The following is a 16,084-nucleotide window of genomic DNA, read 5'->3' on the forward strand; positions in this document are numbered from 1 at the left end:
ACCGTGTGCCTACAAATAGTCAGAGCCCATTAACGGGTGATGGCGTGCCTTTTGTAGAATGAACCGGCGAGTTACGATCCCGTGCGAGGTTAAGCTGAAGAGGCGGAGCCGCAGCGAAAGCGAGTCTGAATAGGGCGTTTAGTACGTGGTCGTAGACCCGAAACCAGGTGATCTACCCATGTCCAGGGTGAAGTTCAGGTAACACTGAATGGAGGCCCGAACCCACGCACGTTGAAAAGTGCGGGGATGAGGTGTGGGTAGCGGAGAAATTCCAATCGAACCTGGAGATAGCTGGTTCTCCCCGAAATAGCTTTAGGGCTAGCCTTAAGTGTAAGAGTCTTGGAGGTAGAGCACTGATTGGACTAGGGGTCCTCATCGGATTACCGAATTCAGTCAAACTCCGAATGCCAATGACTTATCCTTAGGAGTCAGACTGCGAGTGATAAGATCCGTAGTCAAAAGGGAAACAGCCCAGACCGCCAGCTAAGGTCCCAAAGTGTGTATTAAGTGGAAAAGGATGTGGAGTTGCTTAGACAACTAGGATGTTGGCTTAGAAGCAGCCACCATTTAAAGAGTGCGTAATAGCTCACTAGTCGAGTGACTCTGCGCCGAAAATGTACCGGGGCTAAATACACCACCGAAGCTGCGGATTGATACCGAATGGTATCAGTGGTAGGGGAGCGTTCTAAGGACAGTGAAGTCAGACCGGAAGGACTGGTGGAGTGCTTAGAAGTGAGAATGCCGGTATGAGTAGCGAAAGACGGGTGAGAATCCCGTCCACCGAATGCCTAAGGTTTCCTGAGGAAGGCTCGTCCGCTCAGGGTTAGTCAGGACCTAAGCCGAGGCCGACAGGCGTAGGCGATGGACAACAGGTTGATATTCCTGTACCACCTCTTTATCGTTTGAGCAATGGAGGGACGCAGAAGGATAGAAGAAGCGTGCGATTGGTTGTGCACGTCCAAGCAGTTAGGCTGATAAGTAGGCAAATCCGCTTATCGTGAAGGCTGAGCTGTGATGGGGAAGCTCCTTATGGAGCGAAGTCTTTGATTCCCCGCTGCCAAGAAAAGCTTCTAGCGAGATAAAAGGTGCCTGTACCGCAAACCGACACAGGTAGGCGAGGAGAGAATCCTAAGGTGTGCGAGAGAACTCTGGTTAAGGAACTCGGCAAAATGACCCCGTAACTTCGGGAGAAGGGGTGCTTTCTTAACGGAAAGCCGCAGTGAATAGGCCCAAGCGACTGTTTAGCAAAAACACAGCTCTCTGCGAAGCCGTAAGGCGAAGTATAGGGGGTGACACCTGCCCGGTGCTGGAAGGTTAAGGAGAGGGGTTAGCATAAGCGAAGCTCTGAACTGAAGCCCCAGTAAACGGCGGCCGTAACTATAACGGTCCTAAGGTAGCGAAATTCCTTGTCGGGTAAGTTCCGACCCGCACGAAAGGTGTAACGATTTGGGCACTGTCTCAACCAGAGACTCGGTGAAATTATAGTACCTGTGAAGATGCAGGTTACCCGCGACAGGACGGAAAGACCCCGTGGAGCTTTACTGTAGCCTGATATTGAATTTTGGTACAGTTTGTACAGGATAGGCGGGAGCCTTTGAAACCGGAGCGCTAGCTTCGGTGGAGGCGCTGGTGGGATACCGCCCTGACTGTATTGAAATTCTAACCTACGGGTCTTATCGACCCGGGAGACAGTGTCAGGTGGGCAGTTTGACTGGGGCGGTCGCCTCCTAAAGTGTAACGGAGGCGCCCAAAGGTTCCCTCAGAATGGTTGGAAATCATTCGTAGAGTGCAAAGGCATAAGGGAGCTTGACTGCGAGACCTACAAGTCGAGCAGGGACGAAAGTCGGGCTTAGTGATCCGGTGGTTCCGCATGGAAGGGCCATCGCTCAACGGATAAAAGCTACCCCGGGGATAACAGGCTTATCTCCCCCAAGAGTCCACATCGACGGGGAGGTTTGGCACCTCGATGTCGGCTCATCGCATCCTGGGGCTGTAGTCGGTCCCAAGGGTTGGGCTGTTCGCCCATTAAAGCGGTACGCGAGCTGGGTTCAGAACGTCGTGAGACAGTTCGGTCCCTATCCGTCGTGGGCGTAGGAAATTTGAGAGGAGCTGTCCTTAGTACGAGAGGACCGGGATGGACGCACCGCTGGTGTACCAGTTGTTCTGCCAAGGGCATAGCTGGGTAGCTATGTGCGGAAGGGATAAGTGCTGAAAGCATCTAAGCATGAAGCCCCCCTCAAGATGAGATTTCCCATAGCGTAAGCTAGTAAGATCCCTGAAAGATGATCAGGTTGATAGGTTCGAGGTGGAAGCATGGTGACATGTGGAGCTGACGAATACTAATAGATCGAGGACTTAACCATATAATATGTAGCAAATGTTATCTAGTTTTGAAAGAATATAAAAAACTTGTTGACTTTCAAAGTTAAATAAGTTACAATAATTCTTGTCTTAAATGAATACAGTCTGGTAATGATGGCAGAGAGGTCACACCCGTTCCCATACCGAACACGGAAGTTAAGCTCTCTAGCGCCGATGGTAGTTGGGACCTTGTCCCTGTGAGAGTAGGACGTTGCCAGGCAAATGGAGGATTAGCTCAGCTGGGAGAGCACCTGCCTTACAAGCAGGGGGTCGGCGGTTCGATCCCGTCATCCTCCACCATTTAGCCGACTTAGCTCAATTGGTAGAGCAACTGACTTGTAATCAGTAGGTTGGGGGTTCAAGTCCTCTAGTCGGCACCAGAAATCATGGCGGTTGTGGCGAAGTGGTTAACGCACCGGATTGTGGCTCCGGCATTCGTGGGTTCGATTCCCATCAGTCGCCCCATTTTTCTTAAATAAATTAATATGCGGGTGTGGCGGAATTGGCAGACGCACCAGACTTAGGATCTGGCGCCTTTGGCGTGGGGGTTCGACTCCCTTCACCCGCACTTTTAATTAAATAACTCATACATGTCTTGCGGAAGTAGTTCAGTGGTAGAATACAACCTTGCCAAGGTTGGGGTCGCGGGTTCGAATCCCGTCTTCCGCTCCAATTTTCAATATGACATGCCGGGGTGGCGGAACAGGCAGACGCACAGGACTTAAAATCCTGCGGTGGGTGACCACCGTGCGGGTTCGACCCCCGCCCTCGGCACCATATGCGCCCGTAGCTCAATTGGATAGAGCGTTTGACTACGGATCAAGAGGTTAGGGGTTCGACTCCTCTCGGGCGCGCTTTTATTAACGGGAAGTGGCTCAGCTTGGTAGAGCACCTGGTTTGGGACCAGGGGGTCGCAGGTTCAAATCCTGTCTTCCCGATATTCCCAAAAAACATGGGGCCTTAGCTCAGCTGGGAGAGCGCCTGCCTTGCACGCAGGAGGTCAGCGGTTCGATCCCGCTAGGCTCCACTTATTTTAATATCATTTATGGCGGTGTAGCTCAGCTGGCTAGAGCGTACGGTTCATACCCGTGAGGTCGGGGGTTCGATCCCCTCCGCCGCTACCATAAAGGACCTTTAGCTCAGCTGGTTAGAGCAGACGGCTCATAACCGTCCGGTCGTAGGTTCGAGTCCTACAAGGTCCACCATTAGAAGTTTATATCTCGGAGGTATACCCAAGTTCGGCTGAAGGGATCGGTCTTGAAAACCGACAGGCGGCGAGAGTCGCGCGGGGGTTCGAATCCCTCTACCTCCTCCATTTTTTCTTAATTAAATATTTTATCGTCGCGGGGTGGAGCAGTCTGGTAGCTCGTCGGGCTCATAACCCGAAGGTCGCAGGTTCAAATCCTGTCCCCGCAACCAAGGTCCCGTGGTGTAGTGGTTAACATGCCTGCCTGTCACGCAGGAGATCGCCGGTTCGACCCCGGTCGGGACCGCCATTTTTACATAAAGGCTCGGTAGCTCAGTCGGTAGAGCAGAGGACTGAAAATCCTCGTGTCGGCGGTTCGATTCCGTCCCGAGCCACCATTTTGAAGTCGCAAGCCGGCTTAGCTCAATTGGTAGAGCAACTGACTTGTAATCAGTAGGTTGGGGGTTCAAGTCCTCTAGCCGGCACCACTTTCAAAATGAGCCATTAGCTCAGTTGGTAGAGCATCTGACTTTTAATCAGAGGGTCGAAGGTTCGAGTCCTTCATGGCTCACCATTTACAATTTAATGCGGGTGTAGTTTAGTGGTAAAACAAGAGCCTTCCAAGCTCTGGTCGAGAGTTCGATTCTCTTCACCCGCTTTTCAATTATGGGCCTATAGCTCAGCTGGTTAGAGCGCACGCCTGATAAGCGTGAGGTCGATGGTTCGAGTCCATTTAGGCCCACCATAATTGTTCCGCAGTAGCTCAGTGGTAGAGCTATCGGCTGTTAACCGATCGGTCGTAGGTTCGAGTCCTACCTGCGGAGCCATATTTATAGAGAAGTACCCAAGTGGCTCAAGGGGCTCCCCTGCTAAGGGAGTAGATCGCGAACGCGGTGCGAGGGTTCGAATCCCTTCTTCTCTGCCAGTAATTGGCCCGTTGGTCAAGTGGTTAAGACACCGCCCTTTCACGGCGGTAACACGGGTTCGAATCCCGTACGGGTCATATTAAAAGAGATAGCATAATCTGCTATCTCTTTTTTGTTGTGTAAAAGTGGACTTTGGATAGTCTGCTTTTTTTTATAGATTTCTTGTATACTTTTTTCTATTTAGATCGTCTAAACTAATAGAAAGGAGAGGGCGGTGGAGTATGAAAAAGTCATTATAGAATCATCTAGAAGCATTTATAGATACTTGCTTAAAATTGGAGTAACACCAGCAGAAGCAGAGGATATCGTTCAAGATACGATACATAAAGCGTTAGTATCTGTACCGAATATGAAAATTAAGTATATAAAAACATGGTTATTTCAAGTTGCGATTAATAGGCATCGTGATGTAGCAAGAAGGCAAAAGCGTATTGAAGAAATTCCAATTGAATCTGTTCAATTAATCGGATCAAAAGGATTAGATGAACCGCTTTTAAGGAAAGAGCTTCAAGTAGAAATACAAAGCATACTTGGAAAGATGAATCCAGTATATAAACATATTCTTTTATTAAAGTATGACTATGAACTCTCATATAAGGAAATAGCAACCGTATTAGAGATGAAAGAAGAGACAGTACGTGTTTCTTTATATAGGGCTCGGAATGAGTTTAAAAAGCTGTATGGGAGGTTTGAAGATGGGCAGAGATGAGTTTGATTTTGATATAGATTCAAGTAAAGTATCAACAATGTTGAAGAAGGCGAAGCGAAGACAATTATTAAAAATAATCGTAATTTCAATTGCACTTTTTATTGTTTTATTCTTCGGTTCTATTATAGGAATTTCACAATTGAATAATAGAGCTTATCTAGCCATGGATCGTGACGTAAATATGATAAGACATATTACAAGGCCTAATACGGAAAGAGGCGTAGCAATTACTTCAAACGGTTTATTTAAAAGCACAGTAGAGTATAAAACGTATAAAGTTATTGAGGGGAAACCTGTTAAGTGGGAAGATGAAGTGTATGAGTATAAAGTTTGGAATACATTCCGCCGATTATCAAATGTAAACCCATTAACAATAGCAGATAATGTTGTAGTGGGAAATGAACGTATTAATAAAACAAGTGAATTGTATAATAATCAAACGATGGAAAGAGAGATGCAGTTTTATCTTCCATTTGCTTCATATAATAGTTATATAAATGATATAGAGAAAGTGAAGGGTGAAAATAAAGTAGCTGAATTGGCTATATCTTTTGATAAACCACATAAGGTGTCTGAAATAAAAAAGATGCTGCCAGAAGGGATTCATCCTGTTTGGTATTGGGTAGATACGTATGATGATAAAAAATCATATTCTATTGATGATATGACCGAAAGTGCTTATAATGTGTACGGCTTTAAAGCAAAACAAGGTGATATTGAATTTGGAAATGGAACAGAAAAAGATTTTCTTTTAGCAATTCAAAATGGGATTGAGCAAAAGGGAAAGTATTATGAGGAATATAAACGTATATATGATTACTTAAGAGGGAAGAAAACAAAGCCAAGCGAGGAAGATGTAAAAGTTATTGGAGTAGTTGTAACAGGAACCGCTGCGGATTTACAGAAGTTAAATGGTCAAAATTACGTAAAGGCTGCTGTGTTAGGAGCTACCGCGGAAAATAAATAATATATAGAAGAAGCTGTCTCTAAGTAGAGGTGATCTACTGGAGACAGCTTTTTTATGTTGTCATTATTGTCGAGTTTTGTCGGTAAGTCGATATATTGCAAAAATCGCCGATATAATTTGAGTTACGGTCGATAAATTTCAATAATCGGTGATATATTTGGAGTTACAGTCGATATATTCTAAAAAACGCCGATATAATTTCACTTACCGACAAAACCACAAGAAAATCCCTTTCACAATCTAAAGAAAACGCCTCCATTGAAATGGATTCCACACCTATTCCAATAACTTTACACTTTATGTGAAAAAGTTCACAAATAGGTCATAATTTGTGAAGTAATTCACAATGATACGTGCTACAATATGAGTGTAAAGAAGTTAAACAACATTAAATTAGTATTTTAATTAATTACTTAAACAATCATAAAAAATAGATGTGAACAATAGAGAGGGGAAATTACCATGAAAAAAGGTATCAATCGCGTAGTATTAGTAGGAACAGGAGCTGTAGGTTGTAGTTACGCTTACTCAATGATCAACCAAGGCGTAGCTGAAGAATTCGTATTAGTAGATGTTAATGAAGCAAAAGCAGAAGGGGAAGCAATGGACTTAAGCCATGCGGTACCATTCTCTCCATCACCAACAAAAGTTTGGAGCGGTAGCTATGCAGATTGTAAAGATGCAGATTTAGTAGTCATCACTGCTGGATTACCACAAAAGCCAGGTGAAACTCGTTTAGACTTAGTTGAGAAAAATACAAAGATCTTTAAACAAATCGTTCGCGGTATTATGGATAGCGGATTTGATGGAATCTTCTTAATCGCAACTAACCCAGTTGACATTTTAACTTACGTAACTTGGAAAGAATCTGGTTTACCAAAAGAGCGCGTAATTGGTTCTGGTACTACTTTAGACTCTGCTCGTTTCCGTTACATGTTAGGTGACTACTTGGATGTAGATCCACGTAACGTTCATGCTTACATCGTTGGTGAACACGGTGACACTGAACTTCCAGTATGGAGTCACGCTACTATCGGTGTACAAAAACTAGAAACAATCTTAGCTAACAACGAACAGTACAAACAGGAAGACTTAGACAAAATCTTCGAAAACGTACGTGATGCAGCTTACCATATCATCGAGCGTAAAGGTGCAACTTATTACGGAATCGGTATGTCACTACTTCGTGTAACTAAAGCAATCTTAAACAACGAGAACAGCGTATTAACTGTATCTGCATACCTTGAAGGTCAATACGGTGAGAAAGATGCTTACGTAGGTGTTCCAGCTGTAATTAACCGTGAAGGTGTACGTGAAATCGTAGAGCTTGAGTTAAATGAGGATGAAAAAGCGAAATTTGCTCATTCTGTAAAAGTATTAAAAGAAACAATGGCACCAGTACTATAATAATAATTGCTAAATAATCCAGAAGTGGGGAACTACTTCTTACTTCTGGATTTATATATAATTTAATATAAATTCCTTTTCCGGTTTCCCTTGTATACCCCCAATATACCCCTTTTGCTGGATCAGGGTCGTTTATAGAAAAGAGCACTCTACTTTGCGTAGAGTGCTCTTTATTATTATCATTTTTTAGGCGTTAATCCCAATTTCTTTAAAATATCTGCCAGTGTACCGCTTTTTGATTTTTCAACAGGTGTTTGTGATTTAGATGCATCAGGACCTTTCTTCAAGAAGTTCTTTTCAACGAAGCGAATATCTTTTTCGTCAACAATACCATCTTTATTTAGGTCACCGTCTTTCACAGATACTCCTTTTTTACCATAGTTGCTAGCGATAATTTCAGCATCTTTTATATCAATTACTTTATCGCCATTTACATCACCGGCAAGGTTTTCATCAAGGTGTGCATAATAATATTGGCCAAGTAGCTTACCGTCTTTTTCAGTACCAAGTTTCGTTGTTAGTCGGCTTGTTAAATGCCCTGGAACCTCTACGTATAAGTTGTAGTCGCGTTTATTAACAGGAAGTCCATTTAGTTTGAAGTATCCGTATTTATCTAGTGAGCCTTCAAACTTATGACGGTAAGAATCTGTTGCATATACTTTTACGCCAAGCTTTGTATAATCGAATTTCTCATCTAAATATCCACGTTCATTTAAGAATGCACCAGGCTTAATATTTCCTTCTACTAGTGAGTTTAAGGACATTACTGAGAATGATTGATCTTGAAGGACGCGCATTCTATTTGGCTCTGTTTCTCCTGGCTTCCAGTATACAAACACTGGTGACTCTAATTGAGCATTTGCTTCATAAAACTCATCGTTTTCTACTTTGAACGTTACATCAATGAACGGGAAATCACCATCTAATCCAGTGAAGTTTTTGTCATCGATAGCACCGCCAACTGTAACAGAGCCTGCTTCTAGTTTCGGTTCATTTACTTTTGCTGTTACCCCTTTTTCAGAAAGAAGTTTTTCAAAAGCAGGATTCAATTTCGCATTTGCAAATTTGAAGTTCTTTTCTAGGAATTTTACGTTAAATTCTCCAGCAACGAATTGTTTTACGTGTTTCGCGTTTAGGGTTACTGTGAACTCGTCCCCTTTATATACTTCTTTTTTATCATAACTAGCCTTTGCATATTGAGCTCCTTGCGGGATAAACCAATAATTATTTACACCGCTTGGATAGTCAGGACCTGCAGTTGCATAATCGAAAATATATACGCCTGTGTTCATTGGACCTTCCACTTTAAAGGATTCAGGAGTAATGCCAACTTTAAAGTCTCCGTTTGCATTAATAGGTAAAAACTTATGCAAGTATGGAGAATAGTCATAATACATAACGCCATTCGCTTCTTGCGTAATGTTTAACCCTTTTCCTTTTAAGTAGTCAACGTTTGAATCATACACATTTCCTTTAATCCATAACGCTTTTTTACCATCTTCTACTGTATAATTTTCTTCATTTAATTCATAAATACCAGGTTTTAATCCAGTTAATTTCACTTCTGGTGGTGTATTATCAATTACGACATAATCACCTTTCACACGTGCTTTTCCAGCTTTATCATAGCCAACAAACTCAATTGTGTAGTCTCCTTCTGGTAAGTTGATTTTCACATCACCAATTGGTTTTGCAGGATCATTTGTAAAAGGATACACTTTTCCGTTAAAGAAGGATTCTAAGTAGTAATACACATCCGTTTTTAGGCCACTCGTGTTTAACGTTCCAATGAAGCCGAGTGCTTTATTTGTTTTCGAATCTTTCACGATAAGGTCTAACGTTTCAAGTTCGCTATTTAATTGGAATGCCCCGTGAACATATGATTCACCATATGGATTAAACTTTGATGTATCAGTTGAAATAGCTTTTCTTGATAATATTGCATTTTCAATACCAGGTTCTGATACACGAATAGAGAACGGAATTTGGTACGTTTCTTCTTTATTTTTCGTATTTGTAATATGAATATATCCTTCATATCGGCCTTGTTTTACACCGGCTGGAACATTAATTTTTGCTTCAATTACACCTGATTTGCCAGCATCAAGTGTAATTGTTTCTGGAACAGAAACTTTTACACCGTTTGCGGTAGCGTCGTTAATAGAAGAAGATGCTGGTGTATAAGAAATTTCTGTTTTAAATTCTTTTTTCTCTTGTTTATTATGGTTTTCCACTTTTATATTTCGTTTTTGTTCAAGAGCTTCACCGTCTTTTTGATAGAACTTCCCGAATGCAATGGATCCAGTTTCTTCAGGGACTTCAATTACTTCATCATTTACAACTGTTTTTGTTGTATCTAGCACTTTAAAACTAGTTTCCGTATGAACAGCGTTGTACGCATCTACTCGTCCAGCTCCAACTTCATATACGGAATACTTTTCTTTTAAATCATCAGCTGTGTTCATAAGAGACGCCTTTACATCGAATGGAGAGTAGTCTGGGTGTTCTTGTAAAATAAGAGCAGCAACGCCCGCGATATGAGGAGAAGCCATAGATGTTCCTTGCATACGCTCGTAGGAAACGTCATAGTTTTCGCCCTCTTGTGGGTCGTTAATATATTCAGGTACTGTTGAAAGTACAGCAACACCAGGCGCTGTAATATCTGGTTTAATATCATCATTTGATGTAACAGGACCGCGTGAGCTAAAGTCTGCAAGATGATCGCCTTCTGTTTGAATATAACTAAGTTCGTCAAAGGTAAAGGATGTATTACCTTGTTCGATTTGAGCTTTTAGTTTTTCACCGTCTTCTTTCGTTAGGCGGAATGCGGGAATGTATTTTGTACTTTCGCCAACGTAGAAAGGAATTTCTCCGTCCACATTGTTATAAATAATAACGGCTTTTGCACCAGCTTGTTTTGCATTCGCAATTTTTTCATCAAATGACAGTGTACCGCGTGCAACGAGAGCGATTTTTCCTTTTACATCTTTTTTACTAAACTCGTCAGGCGTACCAATTCCTACAGATTCAATAGGTAAAGTTTGCCCCTTGAAATCTTCTATTTTATCAGTAAAGTTTTTGCCGAATAAAATTAGGTTAGGAAATTGTAATTGCCCAGCATGACCTGATAGTTTCGGTAAGGAAATAGAGCTATCACTTGCGCCGACCGTAATCGCAAATGGAGAAGCACCTGGTGATCCGAGTGTCGCTGGATTTGGACCAGAGTTTCCAGCAGCAACGACTGTAACAACACCGGAAAGCATCGCGTTATTGACAGCGATAGAAGTAGGATCAAGCGGATTGTTGCTATCGTCACCTAACGATAAGTTAATAACATTCATGCCGTCAGAAATAGATTTATCGATTGCAGCAATAATACCAGAACTATCGCCACTTCCGTATGGACCGAGTACACGATAGTTATACAGTTCAATGTCAGGTGCAACACCTTTTACTGCGGAATCTGATGTGTTTTTCTTTTGCGCAGAAACGATACCTGCTACGTGAGTACCATGCGCGGTGTAGAAGGAAGAGCCACGATCATCAAATTCAGGAGCGCCAGATTGTTGCCACTCTGTATAAGTTGTTTCCATCGGATCTGCATCGTTATTAATAAAGTCCCAACCTTTTACTGAGTTTGGATCTACCTTGCTAGAGTCTTCGCCAGGTTTTGCGCGATAGCCCTTATACACGTCTTTTAGGTCAGGATGATTGTAATCAATACCTGTATCTAATACACCAACTTTAATTCCTTTTCCGGTAATGCCTTCGCTATGTAACTTATCGACCCCAATTTGCGGAATACTATCTGTTAGTTTTTGAGGTGCTTTCTGCTCTGCTTGTTTTGGTAAATTTAGTTTCACTTCATAATCTTTCCAAATACGCTTTACAACGCCAATTCGTAACAATTCTTCTACTGTATTTGCAGGTAACGTCAGCGCAACACCATTTATCGCATGTTTATAAGAACGTTTAATTTGTACAGACTGGAAATTCCCTGACTTTACTGATGGGCTAAATTGATAAAGGCGTTTTAGTCCTTTTTGAAATTCCTCATGTTCTTGATCAATACGCGCTTTTATATTTTCAGGAGCAGCTTGTAATCCTTTTTCTTTTTGTTTTAATTCATTAATCTTTACTGGAGCCGTTTGAAATTCTACAATGATATTTACTGGTTCAGAACTACTTGTATTAATATCTGGCGAGATAGTAAAACCAGGGTTAGCATCTAACGTTTGTAATGCCTGACGCTGTTCTTTAGAAAGTTTTGATAGTAAAGACTGGGCGTTTGAAGAGTCAATTTGGTTAATAGGATTTTCAGCAAGTACATTGAACGGAAGGGCAGTTGAAAATAGAACGCCAGCCGTTACAATTCCGGTAACAAAACGATTTTTCTTTTTCATGTATAAGCCTCCGATAATTTATATTTTAAAATTTATTTCTCCGTGCCTGGTGTTTGCTCTGCATGGAATGTCCAGTTTAGCTGTAAGGAATCACCCTGGAATTTATTTTGATCTTGTTCGTTGTCTTCAAAGGAGAAGAGCACGTGTAAATAATCTGTTTCACCAGATTTAATACCGTCTATTAAGTTATGACGTTCTAAAGAAGTAGCCACATCCTCAGGTTTCATAGTTTTTAATTCTGATAGTTTTGTTTCCCACAAAATTTCATGATCATCGTTTGGATTAGATGGCTTTCCATCATTCACTAAAAATTTGACGATGATGTGATCGCCTAAATCTTCACCATCATTATTTTTCTTTGCATCTGTAACTTCATAGGATGTTTCAAGTGCTACTTTTGCAATATCCAATGACCCTTTATTTTCAAGCGTGAAATTTTTTTCAATAAAGTCACCTGGCTTTAAATCTTTCACATCAACGATTACACTTGGATTAATAGAAAGGTCTAGTGTTCCAGCTTGAAATGAGTTACTAGATGTTTCAGAATCACTGAAGTAGGCGAATACACCGCCGAATGTAAGGGATAAGCCGAGCGTTGCGGTGACAACTCCCATTCCAACCTTTTGTTTTAATGACATAAGAAAGCCCCCTAATTAAATTTTTATAGCGACTGCTCGTAACAAGGATAAATAAGTAAACATAGTAGTCCACTATGAATTATAGTTACGAAAAGTTGCTGTTCTTTATTGAGAACAAGTATATGCTTATCAATTTTCCATTTCAATACAATTGTGACGAAAAATGTTGAGAAACATTTTTTTATGGTAGATTATTTTGTTGCGATTTCAAGTGGAAAATAGCATGAAAAAGGGGATAAAACTAATAAAATAAATGTTGAGAAATAAATAGTAAGATGAAAAGTTAGTAAAAAATAAAGCGTTTTCAATGAATATTCGTCAAAATTCGATATTTTAAATAGAAATGTGAAAAAAATTCAACATTTTTAAGAAAAAAACGTATGTTTTTTATAAATTAACAAGGATATTTCAGTTTTTCGCAGAATTGGTAAAGTATAAAAAAATTCTGTCATCTTAGTGAGGTGAGCATATTGAGTGTAATAAATTGTGAAGAAGTGAAACGAGATGAGTTTCATACAGAAAAGTACTATGACAGTTATAACATCTTTGGCGCACATATTGTGACGGAAGATGAGATGCGAGGTGTACGATTTACAGTATGGGCTCCTCATGCGAAAGCAATGAGTGTTGTTGGAGATTTTAATGAATGGGATTATGAGCAACATAAGATGCTACAAGTGACAGAAGAGGGAATTTGGTCCCTATTTATACCGCATATTGAAGAAAAAGAAATATATAAATATGCGATTGAAACGATGGCTGGTGATGTCATTCTCAAGGCAGATCCGTATGCTGTGTATGCAGAAGTAAGACCGAATACGGCATCTGTAGTTTTTGATATAAAGGGATACGAATGGAATGATAAAAACTGGAGTCGTAAGAAAAAGAAAAAATCGGTTTATAAAGAAGCGATGACAGTTTATGAATTACATTTCGGTTCTTGGAAAAAGAAAGAAGATGGAACACTGTACTCTTACAGGGAAATGGCAGAAGAACTCATTCCTTATGTGGTGGAACATCAATTTACACATATTGAAATTATGCCGCTTGTTGAGCATCCATATGATCGTTCTTGGGGATATCAAGGAACGGGATATTATGCAGCAACGAGTAGATTCGGCACGCCACATGATTTGATGTATTTTGTCGATGAATGTCATAAATATGGAATCGGTGTCATTTTAGATTGGGTGCCGGGGCATTTTTGTAAAGATGCTCACGGTTTATATTTGTTTGATGGGACACCGACTTATGAATATAAAGATAAAGATGTGCAAGAAAATCCAGTATGGGGAACTGTTAACTTTGATTTAGGAAAGAGGGAAGTACGTAATTTCTTAATTTCAAATGCGTTATTTTGGATGAGATATTTCCACATTGATGGTTTCAGGGTGGATGCAGTTGCAAACATGCTGTACTGGAATAAAGAAGGACAAGAGCAAAGTAATGAGCACGCTGTTTCATTTTTACGAGAGTTAAATGAAGCTGTGTTTGCAGAGGATGAAGATTTTCTTATGACAGCAGAGGATTCAACAGCTTGGCCACTTGTAACAGCTCCAACGTATGAAGGTGGGCTTGGATTCAATTACAAATGGAATATGGGCTGGATGAATGACGTGCTGAAATATATGGAATGTGCGCCAGAGTACAGAAAATATATTCATGATAAAATGACGTTCTCTTTACTATATGCTTACTCTGAAAATTTCATATTACCGCTTTCTCATGATGAAGTCGTTCATGGGAAAAAGTCGTTATTAAATAAAATGCCAGGAGACTACTGGGATAAGTTTGCTCAACTTCGTTTATTATATGGATATTTCTTTACTCACCCAGGAAAGAAATTACTTTTCATGGGAGGAGAATTCGGGCAGTTTGATGAGTGGAAAGACCTTGAAGATTTAGATTGGAATTTACATGATTTTGAAATGCATCGTTATATGCATGATTACTTTAAAGAGCTCATAGCATTGTATAAGCGCTCCAAACCACTTTGGCAGCTTGATCATTCGCCTGAAGGTTTTCAGTGGATTGATGCTAATAATAATGAGCAAAGTATTTTCTCTTTTATCCGCCAAGGGGATAAACAAGAAGATGCGTTAGTTGTCGTATGTAATTTTACGAAAGCTACATATGAAAACTATAAAGTAGGTGTACCAGATTTTGAGTATTATAACGAGATTTTAAACAGTGATGCTGAGCAATATGGCGGATCAGGGCAAGTAAATAAGAAACGTCTGAAGGCGATTCAAGAACCGTTTCATAATCAAGCAGCACATGTAGAAATTACAATTCCACCATTTGGCGTATCCATATTACGACCAGTGAAGACGAGAAAGGGGAGCAAAAAACAAGATGGCTCAAAAACAAAAGTGCGTAGCAATGTTACTAGCAGGGGGAAAAGGTAGTCGATTAAGTGCATTAACAAAAAATTTAGCCAAGCCAGCTGTTCCATTTGGTGGTAAATATCGCATTATTGATTTTACGCTAAGTAACTGCGCGAATTCTGGTATTGAAACGGTTGGGATTTTAACGCAATATCAACCGCTAGAACTTCATAATTATATCGGAATCGGCAATGCGTGGGATTTAGATCGAGTAAGCGGTGGAGTCACAGTATTACCTCCTTATGCGGAGTCTTCGGGTGTGAAGTGGTACACAGGTACGGCAAGTGCCATTTATCAAAACTTAAACTATTTAAGTCAATATGAACCAGAGTATGTTCTCATTTTATCAGGTGACCATATTTATAAAATGGATTACAGTAAAATGCTAGATTACCATATTGAGAAAGAAGCAGACGTTTCCATTTCTGTTATTGAAGTGCCATGGGATGAGGCGAGTCGCTTTGGCATTATGAATACGAACGAAGAGATGGAGATTGTTGAATTTGAGGAGAAACCGCAATTTCCAAGAAGTAATCTTGCATCAATGGGAATTTATATTTTTAACTGGGCGATTTTGAAAGAGTATTTAGAAATGGATGCAAGAAACCCTGAATCTAGTAATGATTTCGGAAAAGATGTGCTTCCGCTTTTATTAGATGAAGGGAAGAAGCTAATGGCGTATCCGTTTGAAGGATATTGGAAAGATGTTGGTACAGTGAAGAGCTTATGGGAAGCGAATATGGATTTACTGCGCGATGAAACATCACTGAATTTAAACGACCGTGACTGGCGTATTTATTCTGTTAATCCAAACGAACCGCCTCAATATATTGCTGAAAAGGCAAGAGTAGAAGAATCACTTATTAACGAAGGATGCGTCATCGAAGGGGACGTGAAGCATTCTGTATTATTCCAAGGGGTGACGGTGGAAGAAGGTAGTATGGTTATTGATTCTGTCGTTATGCCAGGAGCGAAGATTGGCAAAAATGTTGTGATTGAAAGGGCAATTGTTGGATCGGAAATGGTTATTGAAGATGGAACAATTATTCGTCCGGAAAAAAATGTTGACGATGTAGTACTTATTGCTGAAGGGAAATAGA

Annotated in this window: 7 protein-coding genes, 22 tRNA genes and 2 rRNA genes (1 of these 31 only partly in view); 29 read left to right on the forward strand and 2 right to left on the reverse strand. The window is 40.8% G+C overall.

What is annotated here, in order from left to right:
- The 27 genes from QCI73_RS03030 to QCI73_RS03160 form a co-directional block, all read left to right on the forward strand.
- Window positions 1-2,363, forward strand: a 23S ribosomal RNA gene (locus tag QCI73_RS03030) (it extends 560 nt beyond the left edge of the window).
- A gap of 102 nt (window positions 2,364-2,465) precedes the next feature.
- A 5S ribosomal RNA gene (gene rrf, locus QCI73_RS03035) occupies window positions 2,466-2,581 on the forward strand.
- A 4-nt stretch (window positions 2,582-2,585) separates the two neighbouring features.
- Window positions 2,586-2,661: transfer RNA gene (locus QCI73_RS03040), tRNA-Val, on the forward strand.
- A 4-nt stretch (window positions 2,662-2,665) separates the two neighbouring features.
- A tRNA-Thr gene (locus QCI73_RS03045) sits at window positions 2,666-2,741 on the forward strand.
- A 9-nt stretch (window positions 2,742-2,750) separates the two neighbouring features.
- Window positions 2,751-2,826 (forward strand) — tRNA-His (locus QCI73_RS03050).
- 22 nt (window positions 2,827-2,848) lie between these two features.
- Window positions 2,849-2,929: transfer RNA gene (locus QCI73_RS03055), tRNA-Leu, on the forward strand.
- A gap of 29 nt (window positions 2,930-2,958) precedes the next feature.
- A tRNA-Gly gene (locus QCI73_RS03060) sits at window positions 2,959-3,033 on the forward strand.
- A 16-nt stretch (window positions 3,034-3,049) separates the two neighbouring features.
- A tRNA-Leu gene (locus tag QCI73_RS03065) sits at window positions 3,050-3,138 on the forward strand.
- 3 nt (window positions 3,139-3,141) lie between these two features.
- Window positions 3,142-3,215, forward strand: a tRNA-Arg gene (locus QCI73_RS03070).
- Window positions 3,216-3,225: 10 nt separating this feature from the next.
- Window positions 3,226-3,299, forward strand: a tRNA-Pro gene (locus QCI73_RS03075).
- Between the two features lie 16 nt (window positions 3,300-3,315).
- Window positions 3,316-3,388 (forward strand) — tRNA-Ala (locus QCI73_RS03080).
- A 20-nt stretch (window positions 3,389-3,408) separates the two neighbouring features.
- Window positions 3,409-3,485, forward strand: a tRNA-Met gene (locus tag QCI73_RS03085).
- Window positions 3,486-3,489: 4 nt separating this feature from the next.
- Window positions 3,490-3,566, forward strand: a tRNA-Ile gene (locus QCI73_RS03090).
- A 17-nt stretch (window positions 3,567-3,583) separates the two neighbouring features.
- Window positions 3,584-3,676, forward strand: a tRNA-Ser gene (locus QCI73_RS03095).
- 27 nt (window positions 3,677-3,703) lie between these two features.
- Window positions 3,704-3,780 (forward strand) — tRNA-Met (locus QCI73_RS03100).
- A gap of 1 nt (window position 3,781) precedes the next feature.
- Window positions 3,782-3,857: transfer RNA gene (locus QCI73_RS03105), tRNA-Asp, on the forward strand.
- Between the two features lie 12 nt (window positions 3,858-3,869).
- Window positions 3,870-3,945: transfer RNA gene (locus QCI73_RS03110), tRNA-Phe, on the forward strand.
- A gap of 14 nt (window positions 3,946-3,959) precedes the next feature.
- Window positions 3,960-4,035 (forward strand) — tRNA-Thr (locus tag QCI73_RS03115).
- A gap of 10 nt (window positions 4,036-4,045) precedes the next feature.
- Window positions 4,046-4,121: transfer RNA gene (locus tag QCI73_RS03120), tRNA-Lys, on the forward strand.
- 13 nt (window positions 4,122-4,134) lie between these two features.
- A tRNA-Gly gene (locus QCI73_RS03125) sits at window positions 4,135-4,205 on the forward strand.
- 10 nt (window positions 4,206-4,215) lie between these two features.
- A tRNA-Ile gene (locus QCI73_RS03130) sits at window positions 4,216-4,292 on the forward strand.
- Window positions 4,293-4,299: 7 nt separating this feature from the next.
- Window positions 4,300-4,374: transfer RNA gene (locus tag QCI73_RS03135), tRNA-Asn, on the forward strand.
- Window positions 4,375-4,381: 7 nt separating this feature from the next.
- Window positions 4,382-4,472 (forward strand) — tRNA-Ser (locus QCI73_RS03140).
- Window positions 4,473-4,478: 6 nt separating this feature from the next.
- Window positions 4,479-4,550 (forward strand) — tRNA-Glu (locus QCI73_RS03145).
- 137 nt (window positions 4,551-4,687) lie between these two features.
- A complete protein-coding gene (locus QCI73_RS03150) occupies window positions 4,688-5,182 on the forward strand; it encodes an RNA polymerase sigma factor (protein WP_327922252.1) in 495 nt (164 codons plus the stop codon).
- Window positions 5,169-6,149 (forward strand): anti sigma factor C-terminal domain-containing protein, encoded by a 981-nt coding sequence (locus QCI73_RS03155; RefSeq protein WP_000532178.1) that lies wholly within the window; start codon window positions 5,169-5,171, stop codon window positions 6,147-6,149. Before QCI73_RS03150 ends, QCI73_RS03155 begins: the two co-directional genes overlap by 14 nt.
- A gap of 462 nt (window positions 6,150-6,611) precedes the next feature.
- Window positions 6,612-7,556, forward strand: coding sequence for an L-lactate dehydrogenase (locus QCI73_RS03160; RefSeq protein WP_000715338.1), 945 nt, complete (start codon window positions 6,612-6,614; stop codon window positions 7,554-7,556).
- A gap of 179 nt (window positions 7,557-7,735) precedes the next feature.
- Here the strand turns inward: QCI73_RS03160 and QCI73_RS03165 are convergent, their stop codons facing one another.
- The gene (locus QCI73_RS03165) at window positions 7,736-11,959 is read right to left on the reverse strand and encodes a S8 family serine peptidase (RefSeq protein ID WP_353822484.1); all 4,224 of its coding nucleotides are present in this window, start codon (window positions 11,957-11,959) and stop codon (window positions 7,736-7,738) included.
- A 32-nt stretch (window positions 11,960-11,991) separates the two neighbouring features.
- Window positions 11,992-12,597 (reverse strand): CalY family protein, encoded by a 606-nt coding sequence (locus QCI73_RS03170; RefSeq protein ID WP_029440288.1) that lies wholly within the window; start codon window positions 12,595-12,597, stop codon window positions 11,992-11,994.
- Window positions 12,598-13,067: 470 nt separating this feature from the next.
- Here QCI73_RS03170 and glgB point away from each other — a divergent pair, with 470 nt between their 5' ends.
- Both glgB and glgC read left to right on the forward strand, forming a co-directional pair.
- Window positions 13,068-15,005 carry a 1,4-alpha-glucan branching protein GlgB gene (gene glgB / locus QCI73_RS03175; RefSeq protein WP_353822485.1) on the forward strand — a complete coding sequence of 646 codons (1,938 nt, stop codon included), beginning with the start codon at window positions 13,068-13,070 and terminating at the stop codon, window positions 15,003-15,005.
- Window positions 14,953-16,083 (forward strand): glucose-1-phosphate adenylyltransferase, encoded by a 1,131-nt coding sequence (glgC, locus tag QCI73_RS03180; RefSeq protein WP_000057612.1) that lies wholly within the window; start codon window positions 14,953-14,955, stop codon window positions 16,081-16,083. Before glgB ends, glgC begins: the two co-directional genes overlap by 53 nt.
- Window position 16,084 lies beyond the last annotated feature (1 nt).

Origin of the sequence: Bacillus cereus group sp. MG16 (genome assembly GCF_040459875.1) — a bacterium.
In the GTDB taxonomy this organism is placed as follows: Bacteria; Bacillota; Bacilli; order Bacillales; family Bacillaceae_G; genus Bacillus_A; species Bacillus_A paranthracis.

Bases quoted from the DNA above. Each gene is read 5' to 3' on its own strand.
- glgC (WP_000057612.1), top strand. From the start codon at position 14,953: ATGGCTCAAAAACAAAAGTGCGTAGCAATGTTACTAGCAGGGGGAAAA.
- QCI73_RS03160 (WP_000715338.1), top strand. From the start codon at position 6,612: ATGAAAAAAGGTATCAATCGCGTAGTATTAGTAGGAACAGGAGCTGTA.
- QCI73_RS03165 (WP_353822484.1), bottom strand. From the start codon at position 11,959: ATGAAAAAGAAAAATCGTTTTGTTACCGGAATTGTAACGGCTGGCGTT.
- QCI73_RS03155 (WP_000532178.1), top strand. From the start codon at position 5,169: ATGGGCAGAGATGAGTTTGATTTTGATATAGATTCAAGTAAAGTATCA.
- QCI73_RS03170 (WP_029440288.1), bottom strand. From the start codon at position 12,597: ATGTCATTAAAACAAAAGGTTGGAATGGGAGTTGTCACCGCAACGCTC.